This window comes from Cohnella boryungensis (assembly GCF_042651945.1).
Lineage (GTDB): Bacteria > Bacillota > Bacilli > Paenibacillales > Paenibacillaceae > Cohnella > Cohnella boryungensis.
In genome coordinates, this window is the sequence record NZ_JBHSED010000058.1 from 38,802 (window position 1) to 54,691 (window position 15,890).

The 15,890-nt window shown below is 56.5% G+C and carries 18 protein-coding genes and 2 tRNA genes; 9 read left to right on the forward strand and 11 right to left on the reverse strand.

What is annotated here, in order from left to right; translation table 11 throughout:
- The first annotated feature begins 153 nt into the window (after positions 1-153).
- Positions 154-909, forward strand: coding sequence for a class I SAM-dependent methyltransferase (locus tag ACFO1S_RS21880; RefSeq protein WP_204601817.1), 756 nt, complete (start codon positions 154-156; stop codon positions 907-909).
- Complete coding sequence (locus ACFO1S_RS21885; protein ID WP_204601816.1) at positions 906-1,910, forward strand: MBL fold metallo-hydrolase; 1,005 nt, start codon at positions 906-908, stop codon at positions 1,908-1,910. Before ACFO1S_RS21880 ends, ACFO1S_RS21885 begins: the two co-directional genes overlap by 4 nt.
- Positions 1,911-2,037: 127 nt before the next feature.
- On the opposite strand, the gene ACFO1S_RS21890 is transcribed toward ACFO1S_RS21885, so the two are convergent.
- Positions 2,038-2,592 (reverse strand): phosphatidylglycerophosphatase A family protein, encoded by a 555-nt coding sequence (locus tag ACFO1S_RS21890; protein ID WP_204601815.1) that lies wholly within the window; start codon positions 2,590-2,592, stop codon positions 2,038-2,040.
- 161 nt (positions 2,593-2,753) lie between these two features.
- Here ACFO1S_RS21890 and ACFO1S_RS21895 point away from each other — a divergent pair, with 161 nt between their 5' ends.
- Positions 2,754-3,827 (forward strand): GerMN domain-containing protein, encoded by a 1,074-nt coding sequence (locus ACFO1S_RS21895; protein WP_204601814.1) that lies wholly within the window; start codon positions 2,754-2,756, stop codon positions 3,825-3,827.
- A 10-nt stretch (positions 3,828-3,837) separates the two neighbouring features.
- On the opposite strand, the gene ACFO1S_RS21900 is transcribed toward ACFO1S_RS21895, so the two are convergent.
- Genes ACFO1S_RS21900 through ACFO1S_RS21910 form a run of 3 tightly spaced genes read right to left on the reverse strand, consistent with a single transcriptional unit; the run spans position 3,838 to position 7,421 of the window.
- Positions 3,838-4,932, reverse strand: a complete 1,095-nt coding sequence (locus ACFO1S_RS21900) for a Ger(x)C family spore germination protein (protein ID WP_204601813.1) — start codon at positions 4,930-4,932, stop codon at positions 3,838-3,840.
- 13 nt (positions 4,933-4,945) lie between these two features.
- Positions 4,946-6,091 carry a hypothetical protein gene (locus ACFO1S_RS21905; RefSeq protein ID WP_204601812.1) on the reverse strand — a complete coding sequence of 382 codons (1,146 nt, stop codon included), beginning with the start codon at positions 6,089-6,091 and terminating at the stop codon, positions 4,946-4,948.
- 4 nt (positions 6,092-6,095) lie between these two features.
- Positions 6,096-7,421, reverse strand: coding sequence for a spore germination protein (locus ACFO1S_RS21910; RefSeq protein WP_204601811.1), 1,326 nt, complete (start codon positions 7,419-7,421; stop codon positions 6,096-6,098).
- Between the two features lie 159 nt (positions 7,422-7,580).
- On the opposite strand from ACFO1S_RS21910, the gene rph reads away from it, so the two are divergent.
- Positions 7,581-8,327: a ribonuclease PH gene (rph, locus tag ACFO1S_RS21915; protein WP_204601810.1), complete on the forward strand. Its 747-nt coding sequence runs from the start codon at positions 7,581-7,583 to the stop codon at positions 8,325-8,327.
- The gene (locus ACFO1S_RS21920) at positions 8,324-8,968 is read left to right on the forward strand and encodes an XTP/dITP diphosphatase (RefSeq protein WP_204601809.1); all 645 of its coding nucleotides are present in this window, start codon (positions 8,324-8,326) and stop codon (positions 8,966-8,968) included. The genes rph and ACFO1S_RS21920 overlap by 4 nt, the downstream gene beginning before the upstream one ends.
- 88 nt (positions 8,969-9,056) lie before the next feature.
- Here the strand turns inward: ACFO1S_RS21920 and asnB are convergent, their stop codons facing one another.
- Complete coding sequence (asnB, locus tag ACFO1S_RS21925) at positions 9,057-10,913, reverse strand: asparagine synthase (glutamine-hydrolyzing) (protein WP_204601808.1); 1,857 nt, start codon at positions 10,911-10,913, stop codon at positions 9,057-9,059.
- Positions 10,914-11,041: 128 nt separating this feature from the next.
- On the opposite strand from asnB, the gene ACFO1S_RS21930 reads away from it, so the two are divergent.
- From ACFO1S_RS21930 to ACFO1S_RS21940, 3 genes are read left to right on the forward strand one after another with little or no spacing between them, the layout of a single operon-like run.
- Positions 11,042-11,371, forward strand: a complete 330-nt coding sequence (locus ACFO1S_RS21930) for a hypothetical protein (protein ID WP_204601807.1) — start codon at positions 11,042-11,044, stop codon at positions 11,369-11,371.
- 22 nt (positions 11,372-11,393) lie between these two features.
- Entirely contained in the window at positions 11,394-11,738 is a 345-nt protein-coding gene (locus tag ACFO1S_RS21935) for a hypothetical protein (protein ID WP_204601806.1), read from the forward strand.
- A 39-nt stretch (positions 11,739-11,777) separates the two neighbouring features.
- Entirely contained in the window at positions 11,778-11,909 is a 132-nt protein-coding gene (locus ACFO1S_RS21940) for a hypothetical protein (protein ID WP_378127583.1), read from the forward strand.
- 123 nt (positions 11,910-12,032) lie between these two features.
- On the opposite strand, the gene ACFO1S_RS21945 is transcribed toward ACFO1S_RS21940, so the two are convergent.
- The 6 genes from ACFO1S_RS21945 to ACFO1S_RS21970 all read right to left on the reverse strand — a co-directional run bounded on the left by ACFO1S_RS21945 (position 12,033) and on the right by ACFO1S_RS21970 (position 14,818).
- Positions 12,033-12,461 carry an EamA family transporter gene (locus tag ACFO1S_RS21945; protein WP_204601805.1) on the reverse strand — a complete coding sequence of 143 codons (429 nt, stop codon included), beginning with the start codon at positions 12,459-12,461 and terminating at the stop codon, positions 12,033-12,035.
- A 12-nt stretch (positions 12,462-12,473) separates the two neighbouring features.
- Entirely contained in the window at positions 12,474-13,388 is a 915-nt protein-coding gene (locus ACFO1S_RS21950) for a YihY/virulence factor BrkB family protein (protein ID WP_204601804.1), read from the reverse strand.
- Between the two features lie 124 nt (positions 13,389-13,512).
- On the reverse strand, positions 13,513-14,076 hold the full coding sequence (locus ACFO1S_RS21955) for a GNAT family N-acetyltransferase (protein WP_204601803.1): 564 nt from the start codon (positions 14,074-14,076) through the stop codon (positions 13,513-13,515).
- A gap of 82 nt (positions 14,077-14,158) precedes the next feature.
- A tRNA-Arg gene (locus tag ACFO1S_RS21960) sits at positions 14,159-14,235 on the reverse strand.
- Between the two features lie 84 nt (positions 14,236-14,319).
- Positions 14,320-14,520 carry a hypothetical protein gene (locus ACFO1S_RS21965; RefSeq protein ID WP_204601802.1) on the reverse strand — a complete coding sequence of 67 codons (201 nt, stop codon included), beginning with the start codon at positions 14,518-14,520 and terminating at the stop codon, positions 14,320-14,322.
- Positions 14,521-14,686: 166 nt separating this feature from the next.
- Positions 14,687-14,818 (reverse strand): sporulation protein YjcZ, encoded by a 132-nt coding sequence (locus tag ACFO1S_RS21970; RefSeq protein WP_204601801.1) that lies wholly within the window; start codon positions 14,816-14,818, stop codon positions 14,687-14,689.
- A 214-nt stretch (positions 14,819-15,032) separates the two neighbouring features.
- Between ACFO1S_RS21970 and ACFO1S_RS21975 the strand changes: the two genes are divergently transcribed.
- Positions 15,033-15,106: transfer RNA gene (locus ACFO1S_RS21975), tRNA-Gly, on the forward strand.
- Positions 15,107-15,890: the final 784 nt, after the last annotated feature.

Consider the following 15,890-nt stretch of genomic DNA (forward strand, 5'->3'; position numbering starts at 1 on the left):
AGGCTTCCTTCCCGGGGGCTAGCGAGAATACTCCATCATATGAGGACATCTATTCATCGGTGATTGCCCTAGAGGGATTGGGACTGGCGCAAAAATGAGTTATGATGGGAACTAAGATTATTGGAACAAGAGGCGCAGAAGGGATAAGGACGTATGTGTGCATGGTATCGGGAAAGCTTTGGCGAGGATTATAAGCTTGTTTATCGACATAGGAATCGGGAGAGCGCCGCGCGCGAGATCGGCGCGATGATGGATTGGATGAAGCTCAAGGCGCGCTCCTCGGTGCTGGACATCGGCTGCGGGATGGGGCGGCATGCGCTGGCCTTGAGGGATTTGGGCTACAAGGTTACGGGATTGGACTTGTCGGAGGTGCTGCTTAGCGAAGCCCGGGAGCACGATCCGGGGAAGACGGTATCGTGGGTTCAGGGAGATATGCGCAGCCTGCCGCTGGAGACGGCCGCGTTCGACGCGGCGGTGAATTGGTTTACCTCCTTCGGTTACTTTTCCGACGTCGGGGATAATGTGCGAGTGCTCGGCGAGATGAAGAGAGTGCTTAAGCCGGGAGGGCGTTTTCTGATCGATTTTCTTAATCCGGCCTACCTCAGGCAGCATCTGATTCCCGTTTCGGAAAGGGTGGACGAGCCGACAGGCTATCGGATCAGGGAGGCCCGGACTATCGAGGGGGACTTTGTCGTCAAGCGGATTACCGTCTCTTCGCCTGCCGATGAGATCGGCAGCGCAAGGCGCCATTACGAGGAACGCGTGCGTCTGATCGAGCTGGCCCAATTCGAGGGAATGCTGCAGGAGGCCGCTCTGTCGCTTGATCTGGTGTACGGGGACTACGAGGGCAATGCCTATGAGACGATGACTTCAAAGCGGCTTATCCTGCTGGGAAGGAGAGACGTATGAGCGAGCAAGCGCAAGCCGTCCGCGAATTGGACGGAGGCTGGCTGCAAGCCAAAGCCCCCTTGCCCTATTCCCTAAAATGGGTCAACGCCTATTTGCTTCCGGACGAATCCGGCTGGACGCTGATCGATCCCGGCCTCCGAACGGAAGAGACGGAGGCTTTCTGGAGCGAGGCTCTGGCAGCCAGATCGATTCCGATGAGCGCTATCCACAGCATCGTGGTGACGCATCATCATCCCGACCATTACGGGATGGCAGGCTGGTTCCAGCAGCGTACGGGAGCGACCGTATGGATGTCCCCGGTGGCCTTCGCCAGCGCAGGAAGGCTGTGGGGCGAAGGGGAATCGTTCTCCCGCGAGCTGACCGAAGCCTTTTGCAGGCATGGGCTGCCCAAGGAATTGGAGGAAGGGATGAACGCTCATATGCGCGGCTTCCCGGAGCGGGTGTCCCCCCAGCCGTCCGATGTGCGGCTGATCTCTCCCGGAGACAGGTTTACAATGGGCGGAATCGAGTGGGACGTATACGGGGCAGAAGGCCACGCGCCGGGGCACTTGCTCTTCTACGACCGAAGCGGCGGCAAGCTCCTGTGCGGCGATGCCGTGCTTCCGGACATCTCCCCGAATATCGGGTGGATGCCCGGCGGAGATCCCGATCCGCTGCAGTCCTTCCTGGAGAGCCTGCGAGCATTGCGGGCACTGGAGGTAAGCATGGCGTATCCGGGGCATCGCAACCCGTTCGAGGCCTTCAGCCAACGCGTGGGAGAGCTGCTTGAGCACCATGAGCGCCGCTTGCGGCGGATGGAGGAGCTGCTGGGCGATAGCGGACTGACGGCCTTCGAGCTGTGCGAGCTGCTGTTCGGGGCGAGGCTGCGGGGCAATATGCACAATCTTCGCTTCGCCCTTGCGGAGACGATCGCTCACCTCGTGCGGTTGGAAGATGAGGGCAGGATCGCCCGGAACGGGGAAGCCGACGGGCAGATTTCGTTCGCGATTCAGAAGGGATAACGTCGGCGGCAGCCGGTTATCGCCGAACATCATGACAAGAGTCTGCCGGCAAGGGAGGAGCTTCCTTTGCCGGCAGACTCTATTTGGCTTGGGCAGAAACGTGCGGATTACCCGCCTGCTGGAGCCCTTAGGTTTTCTCTTGATCGCTCTGCAGCGCCTCTGCAATCGCTTCACGTTCCGCTTGCTTGCGGTGAGCGATCCGGCTGGAAGCGGCCGCAGCGATCGCGCCGACGATGTCGTCGAGGAAGGTGTGGGTCTCTCCGCTGTTCTTGTCGTTCAATTTTTTCAGGACGCCGGGCTTTAGCTTGTCGACGTAGCCGAAATTTGTCAGCCCGATGCTCCCGTATACATTCACGATGCTCAAGGCTAATATTTCGTCGCAGCCGTACAATCCTTCGTCGTAAGCGATCATATCTTGAAGCGGGGGCAGCAGCTTGCCCTCTTCCGCCAAAATGTCAAGCTGAATGCCGGTCAGCACCGCGTTCTGCACCTCGCGCTTGGACAGGACGGCATCTACGTTGATCACGCATTCGGCAAGCGTAAGCTCCGGAAAATAATCCTTCTGCAGCAGCATGACGAGCTGGCCGATCTGTTCCTTGGTCACGCCGCGCTTAGCCAGCCATTCCTCTGTCGCTGCGGCGACTTCCTTGCTGTTAAGCCGATATACATTGGGTTGGGACATGAACAACACCTCTTTCCGAAGCCTTCCGGCCTCCGTCGTGAACTGTAACGGGACAAACATTCATACTTTGTCCAAGGGACTCGTATACATAGTACTACAAATAGAGTGTCGGCGGAACGGCAGCCTAGGGGACGGCCATCATTCTGAGGGAGGTTTAATGTATGACGACGAAATCGCGTAAGACAGGCAAGCTTGCAAGGTGGTCGGCGCTGCTGCTTTTGCTGCCGCTGCTGTCGGCCTGTAATCTGGGGCTAGGAAAGACGGGCGGGAACGCCGCTGGCATCGATCCGCCGCCATCGGATATTGAACAGGCCATGCTGAGCAACGTAGAAGAGGCAGCATGGGCGGCCGGCAACGATCGAATTACCGTCTACCTTCTCGACCGCAACGGCTATTTGGCCCCGATGTCTTTAAGAGAAGAGCCGACAGCGTCGCAGTCTTCGGCGATTGCGGAGCGCGCGATTGCCTGGATGACCGTCAACAAGCAATTGGCCTCGCAGCTTCCGCCCGGATTCACGGCAGTGCTTCCGGAGGGGACGAAGGTTAGTACGGTTACCGAGAATACGCCGGAGCGCACGATTTCCGTTGACTTCAAGGCTCCGTTTCCGGGCATTGCGGCCTCGCGGGAGCGCAAAGTCATCGAGGCGCTGGTCTGGACGCTGACGGAGCTGCCCGGCATCGACAAGGTCAAGCTTTCCGTCGGCGGGAAGCCGATCAGATCGCTTCCTTCCTCGGGTCTTCCCGTGGACATTGTCCTGACCCGTGGCATGGGCATTAATCTGGAGAAGGCCAAAAATGTGGAGCCTTCTCACGCGATGGGCGTCACCTTGTACTTCTCCTCCCAATCGGCGGAGGGCGAAGGCTATTTCGTTCCGGTTACCCGTCTGATCAAGCGGCAGGCCGATTCCGCCAAAGCGGCGCTGGAGCAGCTTATCCTCGGCCCGAGGGATACGCAGGCTCTCCATGCTACATTGGCCCCCGGCGTGGCCATCGAGAAGCTGAGCCGTCTGGCGGATACCGTCAACGTTTCCTTGCAGGACGATTCGCTGATTTCGCAATCGCCGGTTCCGGCGATGATGATGGAGTCTCTCGTGCTGACTTTAACCGAAGCCACGGGCGCGCCGCAGGTGAGCGTCGTGATGAACGGAGACGACTCGTTCCTCGATTCGGAGCAGCGCTCCTACAGCCGTCCGGTGTCTCGGCCGCTCTATGTGAATCCGACGCCGCAATATTGAGACGAAGCGATCATTTGACCAAGCCGGCTTTGTTGATCACGATGCGGGTAACGACTCGAAAGCTTGCCTGCGGGTAAGCTTTCTTCCATTTCTCCCATTCCTTCGCCTGGCCGAAATGCTGAGCCAGATAACGAATCCCGAAGCCGTACGGATCGACGCCGTTGTTGCGGATCTTGTACAGCAAGTCTTCCAGTTGTCCGCCAAATTCCTTCTGCAGATGACTCTCGATCATGGAAGCGTTTCCTTTGAGCAGATTCGGCGGGCCTTCTTCCAGGAAGCCTGACGCGCGGATGCGCAGCGTTACCTGAGGATTATCGGCTTCGCTTACTTGGATCAGGACCTTGACCTGAGTCAGCGCCAGCACGATTCGCGTTCCCTGGTACGGAATGGCGATGAACGATTTGTCGAAGCGCTTGGCCGATATGTTGAACAGCTGCGTTTCTTCCGGGGTGAGACTAAGACGCAGCTTGCGCTTGTCCATGAACGCGACCTTGTCGACGTGGTACGAATTGCCGTCGAGGTCCCGCCGGATGATCGGCAGATAACCGTCCATACCGGTTTCCGTACGACGTCGCATGAAGTCGAACAGATACTCGGTCAGCGTATAGGAGGATTCTGTGCCCTCGCTGCCGAACGACAGCAGCAAGGCGTTGCCGGGATAGCGCTCCGACAAGGGGCTGAGCTGAAGCACCTCGTGGGCATTGGGCTCCGCCATCGCCATGAAGGCGACCATGGAGATGTCGCGGCGGCGGGACAACCAGTTAAGCGGCTCGTCCATGCTCTGTTCCATCAGCCGCTTGCCGAATAGAATGACGCGGCAATGACCGAAATCAAGCTCCTTGTCGACCAGCGACTTCAGATGGCGTACCGCTTCTGCGACGGTTGGCGCTTCGAACGATTCCACCTCGCTAACGGCTTTGCCGCTTTCAATCTTCGACGACGGCACGGCCAGCCGGAGCGTAACCTTGTAGGTATTCGGCTGCCGGCCGCTGTCTACCCCCATCGCGACGACGAAAAAACGCTTGTCGATATCCTTGAACCCGCAGCCGCTCCCTAAGCCCATCATCGCTATCGCAAGCGCGATCAGCAGAGCGATCCGCCGCATATGCATCACCTCCCTACGAACGAGAATGGGTCGCACCCTTGCTCGGGGGAACGAGCTCCGGGTGCCCGCGCTTCTTCTGAATCACAAACCAGACAAGCAGGCAGAGCAGCACAACGTCTGTGATGGAACGAAAGATGAGCCAGTGCTGATTCACCCACTGATTTCTTTCTTCATTGGACCATAGGGCATAAGCCATCGTCATCGCGCCGAAGGTCAGCGTGATCCACCAGTTGACCGCTTTGATCGGGTACTGATCCGGCTGAGGCTCGTACTTGGGGTGGCACGCTTTAATGAATTCCATCGCCGTATGCCAGGTATTCATGGCGAACATTAAGGACAGCGCCGTGTAGAGCAGCAGGAACAAGTAGAGAACCCGATAGACAAAGCCGTATTCCATAATCATCGAATCGGCGGTGAGACTCCAGATGTACAGAAATTCGCCAACGCCTACCGTTCCATGAAATCCGATGGGGATAAAAAAGGAGACGAGCAGGAAAAAGGAACAAAACAAAGGGATAATCCACAGATGGCGGATTTTTACTCCCTTAGGAATCAGGCGATTAAAGACGGCCAAGGTATTGTAGCCCGCGAACACGAAAAGCGCCGCGCACAGCGAAACGAAAGAGGGAGGCTTGTTCACGTAACCGGCCGTTACTCGTATGGCATTCCAGTCCAGCCAAGGGTTAAACACCGCTTTGAACAAGATCATAATGATCAGCGGGGCGCATATCAGCAGCAGAATTTCTTGGGCGAACTGCACCGTTCGCGTACATCTGCTGGCCCCCCATACCCCCGCAAGCGTCATCAGCAGCAAGAACAGATAGGGATTCATATCTGGGTTGAAAAATTGCTGGATCGTCGTCGAATAGGCGTACACGACAAGAATGCCGGCCGTTACCCATACCACAGAGCCTAGCAGGTTAAAGGGGATTCTGAGCGCGCGCGGCAAGAAGGCTCTCACCAGATCGGGCAAGCCCATTCCGGGAAAACGTTGAAACATAGCGGTCGTGACGTAAGCCATCAGCGTGCCTGCCACGATGGCGATAGCCATGCCGGATACCGCCCCGTTGAAGCGATGCTGCATAAGCGTCCACGGCACGAAAATCATGACGTTGATCAGGCCGACATAGATGACATGATAGTAGAAGTAGCGGGCCATGCGATCACCCTTTCTCCTTGGCGGCCGAATTTTTCGCGCGCGATCCGAACAGGGCCAAATAAGGCTCGCCGAAGCTTCGCAGATTGCACAGATAGACGATCAGCGCGAAGAACAGCACGACGACGCCGCTAAGGCCGTACATCATCGCGATCACGACGAACGGATACTTCATGAGCCGGATCGATTGGCTGAAATCGGGATTCGGGATGACGAAGTTGGAGATGGCCACCACCGAGGTGACGATAATCATAATGCTGCTGACCAATCCGGCCTGCTGGGCGGCTTGGCCGAGAATCAAGCCGCCCACCGTCGTGGCCGTGGAGCCGACGATGCGGGGAAGGCGGACGCTGGCCTCGATCAGCGCTTCGATCATAAACAGCATGACGAATACTTCTACGAAGGAAGGATAAGGGACCCCGGCTCGGCTGCCGTCTATCGTGAAGGCCAGCTGAACTCGGAAGATTTCCGGGTTATAGGAGACAATAGCGATATAAGACGCCGGAAGCACCATGGTCAATCCGATTGCAGCATACCGCATGACGGTCAGAAAGCGGTTGACCCAATAAGAGTCGTAATCATCGTCCATCGCATGCATGAAGTCGAACATCCTTACGGGAAGCAGCAAGGCGAAGCGGCTGCCGTTGACCAGGATGGCAATCTTGCCCTTGCGAAGCATAACCGCCACGCGATCCGGCCGTTCCGTCTGCATGATCGTCGGGAACAGGCGATGGTTGCGGTCCGTCAGCTCCTTCACCAGCTGACTGGAGGCATGCAGCAGATCAAGCTCCAGCTTATCCAGCTTCAGGTGAAGCTTCTTGAGGATGTCTGCGTTGACAAGCTCGCGGTCATACAGCACCATGATCGAGGTGTTGGAGTAGCTGCCTTTGTCATAGGGCTCCGCAGTCAAGGTCGGTACGTTGTAGCGCATTCGAACGAGAAACATGTTCATGTCCAAATCCTCGGAGAAAGCCGACTGCGGGCCTTGCAGAGAGGATTCGACCTCGCTTGTTCCCGGCTCCGAGACCAGCGTTCGATCGGATTTAAAGGAATAGCACTCTCCTTCGATCTCGATCAGAACAAACCCCTTCAGCAGCAGGTTAGCCCACTTGTCGCTGTCTTCGGCCTTCTCGTATTTCGGATTGGCGCGCAGCATGCGGCGGAACTCATCGGGATCGAAGCGATAGGAGAAAGGAATGAACAGGCCGTCTTTAATCTTTTCGTCGCACAGGGACGGGAAGTAAGCCAGCTCCATTTTCCAGTAGCCGTTGTCCAACGTCTCGGTCAGCAAGTCGGTAGCGTCTTTGAATTGTTGTTGGATCAGACTGAGCATCGGGACGTCTCCTCCTTGATTTTCCATCCTTTGTATATTGCCCCAAGGTTAAGGATTCATATGCGTCTGATCGGAGGGGATAACATTTCCGAGGGTCGGATGCTTTTGCGTGCAACCTTTGGTAAAATAGCTGAGATGGAGTAATTGGGAGGTTAAGCAATGAGATCCGATGGCAGAGAACAAAGTGACCTGCGACCCTTCGCGGTTACACTTCACCCGAATAAATACGCGGAAGGCTCCGTGCTGATCGAAGTCGGCAACACGAAGGTGCTGTGCACCGCCTCCGTGGAGGAGCGGGTTCCACCGTTCCTGAAGGGACAGGGCAAGGGCTGGGTAACGGCGGAATACGCAATGCTTCCGCGGGCCACCCATACCCGCAACCAGAGAGAGGCGGCCAAGGGCAAGCTGACCGGGAGAACGATGGAAATTCAAAGGCTGATCGGCCGGGCGCTTCGTTCGGTCGTGAACCTTCACGCGCTGGGCGAGAGAACGATTACGCTGGACTGCGACGTGCTGCAAGCGGACGGAGGAACGCGGACGACCTCGATTACAGGGGCCTATATTGCGCTGGCTCTGGCCATACATAAGCTGTCCGGTACGGTCGGCTTCGAGAAATATCCGTTGACGGATTACCTGGCCTCTACGAGCGTCGGCATCATTCAGGATCAGGCGGTCGTGGATTTGAATTACGATGAGGATTCCAAGGCTAAAGTAGACATGAACGTCGTAATGACGGGTGCGGGAGCCTTCGTAGAGGTTCAGGGGACGGGCGAGGAATCTCCCTTCACGCGGGCGGAATTCGACGAGATGCTGTCGCTGGCGGAAGCCGGCATCCGGCAATTGATCGAGCTGCAGAAGGAATCGCTTGGAGCCGCCGGAGAGCGGATCGGGAAGGGGAAGCCATGATTCGCGAAGGAAGCACGCTGCTGCTCGCGACTCGAAATCGCGGGAAAACGCAGGAATTCCGCGAGGCGTTCCTGAAGCTGGGCATTGAAGTCAAAGATTTGCATGAGGTGGAAGGCGTTCCGGACATCGAGGAAACGGGAACCACCTTCGAGGAAAACGCTTTTTTGAAGGCGAAGGAGGTTGCCGACAGAGTCGGCATGCCTGTTCTCGCCGACGATTCGGGCTTGTGCGTGGATGCGCTGGACGGCGCGCCGGGCGTATATTCCGCCCGGTATGCCGGAGAGCCGGCGAATGATGCGGCGAACAACGAGAAGCTTCTTCGGGAGCTGAACCGTCTGGGCGGGGCTGCGATGCCGCTGCCCGAGGCGGGAGAGGGCAGCGTTGGGCTTAGCGCGGCGCGTTTCGTCTGCTGTCTTGTCCTGTACGATCCGTCGGACAAGAGCAAGCTCGTTACGGAAGGCCATGTGGAAGGCCAGATTCTGAACAAGCCTCGGGGAGCGGGCGGCTTCGGCTACGACCCGCTGATGTGGATTCCGTCGCTCGGGCGCAGCATGGCGGAGCTTAGCGTGGACGAGAAGAACGCGATCAGCCATCGCGGAATGGCCTTGCGGCAGCTTCTTCACAGAATCGGCGAACAGTAACAAATAAGGTTGGGCCCGCTCGTGCGGTAGCCCAACCTTATTTTTTGCATTTGGGAAACTCGCGGCGCAAGGAACGATCCGGCGATGGTTACAATAACAGATTTACCTTGTAGCGGCTAAGCCAGAAGTCCATCTGCAGCAAGTAGGCGAATAGCTGGGGCCCTGACATGAGCTGACCGAACCAAGGAAGATGAGAGCTGGCGTCGCCGGCCGCAGCGAGCTCCCGAATGCGGGCTGCGTCGACGAGCGGATGGAGCGGACAAGCCGGATCGTCCAGCCGGTCGAGAAGAAGACCGCGTACGGCAGAGAGATAGTTGGGATTGTGCGTCTTGGGATAGGGGCTCTTTTTCCGGTAGAGCACATCGTCGGGAAGCAGCCCTTCGAGCGCCTTGCGGAGAATTCCCTTCTCTCGCATGCCCGCCGTTTTGATTTCCCAGGGAATATTGAACACATAGTCGACAAGCCGATGGTCGCAGAACGGTACCCGGACTTCCAGACCCACCGCCATGCTCATGCGGTCCTTGCGATCAAGCAACGTGGGCATGAAGCGGGTGATGTTCAAGTAGGACATGCGTCTCATGCGCCTTCGCGTCTCGTCCTCCCCCGGCAGATAGGGCACCTCGGCTACGGCCTCAGCATAGCGGTCGGCCAAATATTCCTGCGGACGCAGCTTTTCCCTGAGCTCCGGGGATAGCAGGCTGGCGCGCAGTCCGGTTGCGAGCGACCACGGGAATGTATCGGCCTGCAGCGCGTCCTCGCGATGAAACCAAGGATAACCTCCGAAAATTTCGTCGGCGGCCTCGCCGGAAAGGGCGACGGTCGCTTCCTTCTTAATCTCGCGGCAAAACAAATACAACGAAGCGTCGATATCCGCCATACCCGGCATATCCTTGGCAAGAACCGCGGCCTCCAGAGCTTCGACGAGCTCGGGCGTGTCGAACTGCACCGGATGATGAACGGTCGACAAGTAGTCGTTCATGCGCTTGATCCACGGGCCGTCCGAGTTCGGTTGAAAGTCGTGCGCTCTGAAGTGCTTGTCGTTATCGACGTAATCGACCGAGAAGGTGTGGACCCGATCCTGGCTTGCACTTTTGTAATAATCGACCGCGAGGGCGGTCAGGGCGCTCGAATCCAGACCGCCCGAAAGCAGCGTGCAGATGGGCACATCGGAGACAAGCTGCCTGGCAACCGTGTCCGAGAGCAGCGCCCTTACCGTTTCCGCGGTTTGCGCGATATTTTCCCCATGTTCGGTGCTTTGCAGCTTCCAATATGCGCGCTGGCGCATGCCCTCTTTGTCGTAGAACAGGCAATGCCCCGGCTTCAATTCGTGAAAATCCCGCCATACTCCGTGCCCGGGCGTACGGGCGGGCCCGATGACGAACAGCTCCGCCAAGCCTTCCGCATCCAGCTCGGGACGAACGTCCGGGTGGGCCAGAATCGCCTTCGGCTCCGATCCGAACAGCAAACGTCCTTCCTCCCGCCGGTAGAACAGCGGCTTGACGCCCAGACGGTCCCTGGCCATGAACAAGCATTGTTCCGCCGTGCTCCAGACGGCGAAGGCGAATATGCCGTTGAGCTTCTCGACGCTCGCCGGCCCCCACTCCACGTAAGCGTGCAGCAGCACCTCCGTGTCGCAATTCGTGCGAAACCGATAGCCAAGGCCTTCCAGCTCCTTGCGAAGCTCAGGAGCGTTGTATAGCTCCCCGTTATATACGAGCACGCAATCGTGTATGTCCGAGCCCTTGGCGGGACGGATCATCGGCTGCGCTCCGTTGGCGGGGTCCATGACGGACAACCGGCGATGCCCCAAGGCACAGCTGCGGGATAGCCAGGTCCCGCTTGCATCCGGTCCCCGCAGCTCCAGCGTCTCCGTCATCTTCTCAAGTATGTCAGCCTGGGTCGTCAAATCCGTATTCCAGTCAATCCATCCGGTAATCCCGCACATGCGCTTCCCTCCCTCCATGAAAACCGATCATAAGATGGATATGCGAAAAAAGGCATAAAATGTTTGTCCTTCTGGAGAAAATACCGGAGAAAACGCGTCCCTCGATCAGGAAAGGAGACGAAAGAAGCATGAGCGACGAAGAAACGACCGAGCGAGCAAGAAAAACCTATTATGTCTCATTAGGCCCCGGACAGATTCTGACAGACCGTGAGGCGGCTCCTTTTCAATTCGCTATTCAGGCTACCGAAGCGGAGATAGATAGGCTGGAGGAGCTTTTTCAGGAAACCCAGGATGCCGACGAAGACGAAATCTTTAATTTCAGCGGCTCGCCTACGATTTCGGATACTCCGGAGAACGAAACCTATGACACGCTCTTTAAGGACATTTATCGGATGCTGCACGATCTGGGAACCCCGGAGACGAGAAGCCATATTGAGAAGATGAACATACTGTCGTGAAGGCTTGAGGGAGGGGAAAGGAATGACGCAGGTGAGAGAAGCCCAATTTCGCCGGATTGTGGATCGGCGAGGCCAGGCGTTCGCGGAGGTGGAGGTGTTCACCGATCATCCGCGAGATCCGCAGATGCTGGCTTATTTCCGCATGCGCGAGGGCGGTGGCTTCGCGCTGCTGCGGGTCGTCGCCAACGATGCGGACACGGAGATCGACTGGTTTGACAATGCGCTGCATGATGCGTTCGTGGATGTGACGGATACCCTCTTGTCCTCGCCGGATCATCTTGGCACGGACGACAGGGATTCCTTCGCTTCGCAGATTCTTGCATATCCGGGCGTCTCCGAAGCCCTGGGGAGAAGCTGGCCGATTTGACTTCAAGGAGTTGGAATAAGGGGGGAGGTGAGAAGGAGAATGGCGGACCGCTTCAAGAAAAACAAAGGCAATCAATTGGCCAAGAAGGGCGAGGAATTCGTCGAAGAAACGCTTAAGAACAATACCTTTCATCCCGCACAGAACAGCCCTGCCCAGCCCCACAATCGGTAAAGCTCAAGAGGCTTGGCGACCCGTCATCTAGTCGAGGTTAACAAATGCCGGAGGATCAGCGGTTGGGGCTGGTCTTCCGGCATTTTTAAGGCACGTCGCGGGATAGTCGCTGAATGGCGCAGCCTATTTCAACGCCGCGAGAATCGCTCCTGCGGCAATCATGGCAACGCCTGCGGCGTTCACCCAAGAGATCTTTTCTCCCAGGAAGAAAAAAGCCAGCACGACAGCGATCACGACGCTTAGCTTGTCGATCGAGCCGACCTGCGCGACCTTGCCTCCCTTCAGGGCGAGGAAATAAAACAGCCAGGACAATGCTCCGGCTACACCGCTCAGAACGATGAAAGACATCGCTTTGCGCTGGGCGATAATTTCCCCGAGCTGAGCGAATTTCCCTTGAACCGCGACGACGCCGAGCAGGAACAGAGCCATGATGACGGCTCGAATGGCCGTGGCCGAGTTCGCGTCGATCTCCTTGAGCCCGATTTTGCCGAAGATCGCGACCAGCGCCGCCGTTACGGCGGACAGCAGCGCGTAAATGAGCCACATGCCCATCCCGAAGCCTCCTTAAAGCTGCTTTTCTACACCCTTAGGATATGGATTTTTCTTTAGCCCATGCGATTCCTTGTCGCCTTTGTTTAATCCGGCTTCGGATTGCTCCTGTCTGCGCAGCGTCAGGGTTGCGTTGATCTCTCCGCCGATCAGAAGAGCGATAGAGCTCCAGTACAGCCAGATCAACAGGACGACCATGGCCCCGAGGCTTCCGTAGGTTTTCTCGTAGTTGCCGAATTGGCTCACGTACAGGGAGAACAGGGAGGAAATGATGAACCAGCCTATCGTAGTGAACAGACTGCCGGCCACGACGTCTTTCCAGGAAAGCTTGCGGTTCGGCAGAAGCCGGTAGACGAGCAGGAACACCCCGAATAAGACGATGAGCGGAATGGCGACCTGCAGAAGGCTCCATACGCGGGGGAAAACCTCCGGATGCCCCATCGTCCGAAACAAGTATTCGCCGACCCATTGACCGAATACGAGCGTCAACAGAATAATGACGATTACCCCGCCGAGAGCCAGGGTGGCGATAATGGAGTAGATGCGAACGAGCCAGAATTTCCGGGTTTCCTTGGCCTGATACGCTTTGTTGAGCGCCTTGATCATCGCATTCACGCCCGTGGAGGCGGCCCAGACCGTTGTCAGCATCCCGACGGACAGGAGCGTTCCGTTCCGCTTAGAGGTGACCTCCGTCACGATATCGCGGACGAATTCCCCCGTTCCCGACGGCATTGCCCGCATCAGCTCGGTCATGACGCTTTCCGTGGACAGATTGGCGTAGCCGACGAGGCTGACCAGAAAGATCAGGAAGGGGAAAAAGGCCAGAATCAAATAATAGGTCATTTGAGCGCCGAGAGAAGGAACGTCCTCCTCCTGGACGCGGGCGATCAGGGCCCGGATAAATTGCCATAGACGTCTGAGAATCGTCATCTCGTAACCTCCTGCGGGATAGGGCTACGTTTTATTACCCGTATGCTTTCGCCGTTCAAGCACCGATTGGGGAACGGTTCCGGTAGGCTTCTTGGATTCGGCTTGCGGACATGAGCGCGAAAGATCAGCCGAGCATTTTGACCATGTGCCTGAACGGCTTCCGGTTGATTGTAATCTCTTTATCGGCTTGGTAGCCGAGCTTTAAGTATAGCCGATGGGCGCTTTCATTCGAATGCTCAACATTCAGCGCGATCTTGCGATGTCCCAGCGCTCGGGCCTTGTCCTCCGCAGCCGCGAGCAGCTCCTTGGCGTATCCTCGGCCTTGATAAGGCTCGGCGACGGCAAGGGCGTCGATGTAATACTCGTCCGAGTCCGCCTCCTGGTCGATCGCAACGGCATCGGGTCCGCTCTTGCGGCGCAAGTGCTGAACAATTGGCGTGTATAGACGTTCGGCGTCTTGACCGTGATAGCACAGAATCATCCCGGCAAGCCGGCCCCGGTCTTCCTTGACGAGGATACACGAACGGCTGAAGCGATTGCCCTCGGTATCGATCAGCGTCTCCAGGCGATGCTGCGCGTCGGTCTCGTTCGTCTCGCCGGTAAGCTGTAAGGCGATATCCCCGATAGCGAGCAGAATCAGGCGGGCAAGGCCGGAAGTATGTTGGCTTGCAGCTTCTCTTATGGTCATGGAATCACCTGCATGTCGTTGTAAACAATAAACCCGCCTGCAGCACCGAGTGCTGTCGACGGGTTTCGTTTCTGGAGTAACATGGCGTCCCAGGAGGGATTCGAACCCCCGACCGACGCCTTAGAAGGGCGTTGCTCTATCCAGCTGAGCTACTGAGACACGCAAAAAGTATCTTATCATACCGATCCGGGTTTCGCAAGAACAAGTTTCCAAATTAAAAGGTTTCTTTGTAATAGGGGGCTTTCACCGATCCTGCTGTGGCTCCGACATAAACCAGGAAATGTGCGTGCATCTTCGGCAGGTCAGCAGCACCGCATTCCGGTTGGCCCAATCCAGGCCAAAGAAGGTTGCGCCTCTGGAATTCAACTGGCGATAATCCTTGTCGAAGGTGTCGTTCTGGCAGCAGGGGCACACGATTATAACTCCGCCGGCGCGAAATCTCATGGCGATCAGCTCCTTACGCGATTGTTCACTCTTATGTATATTTACGTAGGAGACATACGGAAGTTCCGGCCTGCGTGAAGCAGTAGAACAAATCCCCGCGCGGCTCTCGCGTCCGCGCGGGGATCGATCCAGGCATAGCGTCAAATCGGGTAGGGAGGTTTAAGGCTTAGTAGATGCCAGTACCGGCACGCAAGATGATGACAAGCAGGATGAACAGCACCAATGCGAAAGCCGCTGCGCTCATACCGCCGCCGCCGCAACAATGGCCAGTTCCAACGCCGCCAACCGGATAACTCATGCAATCACCACCCTGCCGTGAAGATTGATATCACATGGTTAGCTTATGTCGAGACGGATATACGGTCAGTGCATGCGTCTATACTGGGGAACAATCCACTCCAGCCCACACTTTCTATATGGAGGGCCTCGCCTTCTGGACAAGTCGGGAGATCCGTTTTATAATTTGATAACAGCTTCCAAGAACTCATTCGTTCCTCTTGGATCGCATTCATGCGGGTGTAGTTCAATGGCAGAACGCCAGCTTCCCAAGCTTGAGGCGAGGGTTCGATTCCCTTCACCCGCTCCATATGAAATATCGCCGAGACCCCTAGATAAATAAGGGTTCTTTTATTTTTGTTCGAGGACATGTAAAAGCTGAAAATACATCAGATAAAGCAGTTGGGGACGGATTGGGGACGTGCCGGATTTAGCAGATTGCGGAATTGAAAACATTAAGCCCCCGGAGCAGGCTGACCGGGGCTTTAATATTTTGTCCACACAAGGATGCGATTTCGATTTAGTAAAGGAACATCGTGTAGGTAAGGGGGAGATAGCAGGGAATACAAGGCGTGCCCAGTACCCTGCGTACAGCGAATTAGTTTTACTTAAGGAAACTACGGCGCTCCGAGTACCCTGCGTACAGCGGATTAGTTTTACTTAAGGAAACTACGGCGCTCCGAGTACCCTGCGTACAGCGAATTAGTTTTACTTTAGGAAACTACGGCGCTCCCAGTACCCTACGTACAGCGAATTAGTTTTGCTTTTGGAAACTAGAGCACTCCCATTACCCTGCGTACAATGAATTAGTTTTACTTTAGGAAACTACGGCGCTCCGAGTACCCTGCGTACAGCGAATTAGTTTTGCTTTTGGAAACTACGGCGCTCCCAGTACCCTGCGTACAGCGAATTAGTTTTACTTAAGGAAACTACGGCGCTCCGAGTACCCTGCGTACAGCGAATTAGTTTTACTTAAGGAAACTACGGCGCTCCGAGTACCCTGCGTACAGCGAATTAGTTTTGCTTTTGGAAACTACGGCGCTCCGAGTACCCTGAGTACAGCGAATTAGTTTTGTTTTTGGAAACTAGAGCGC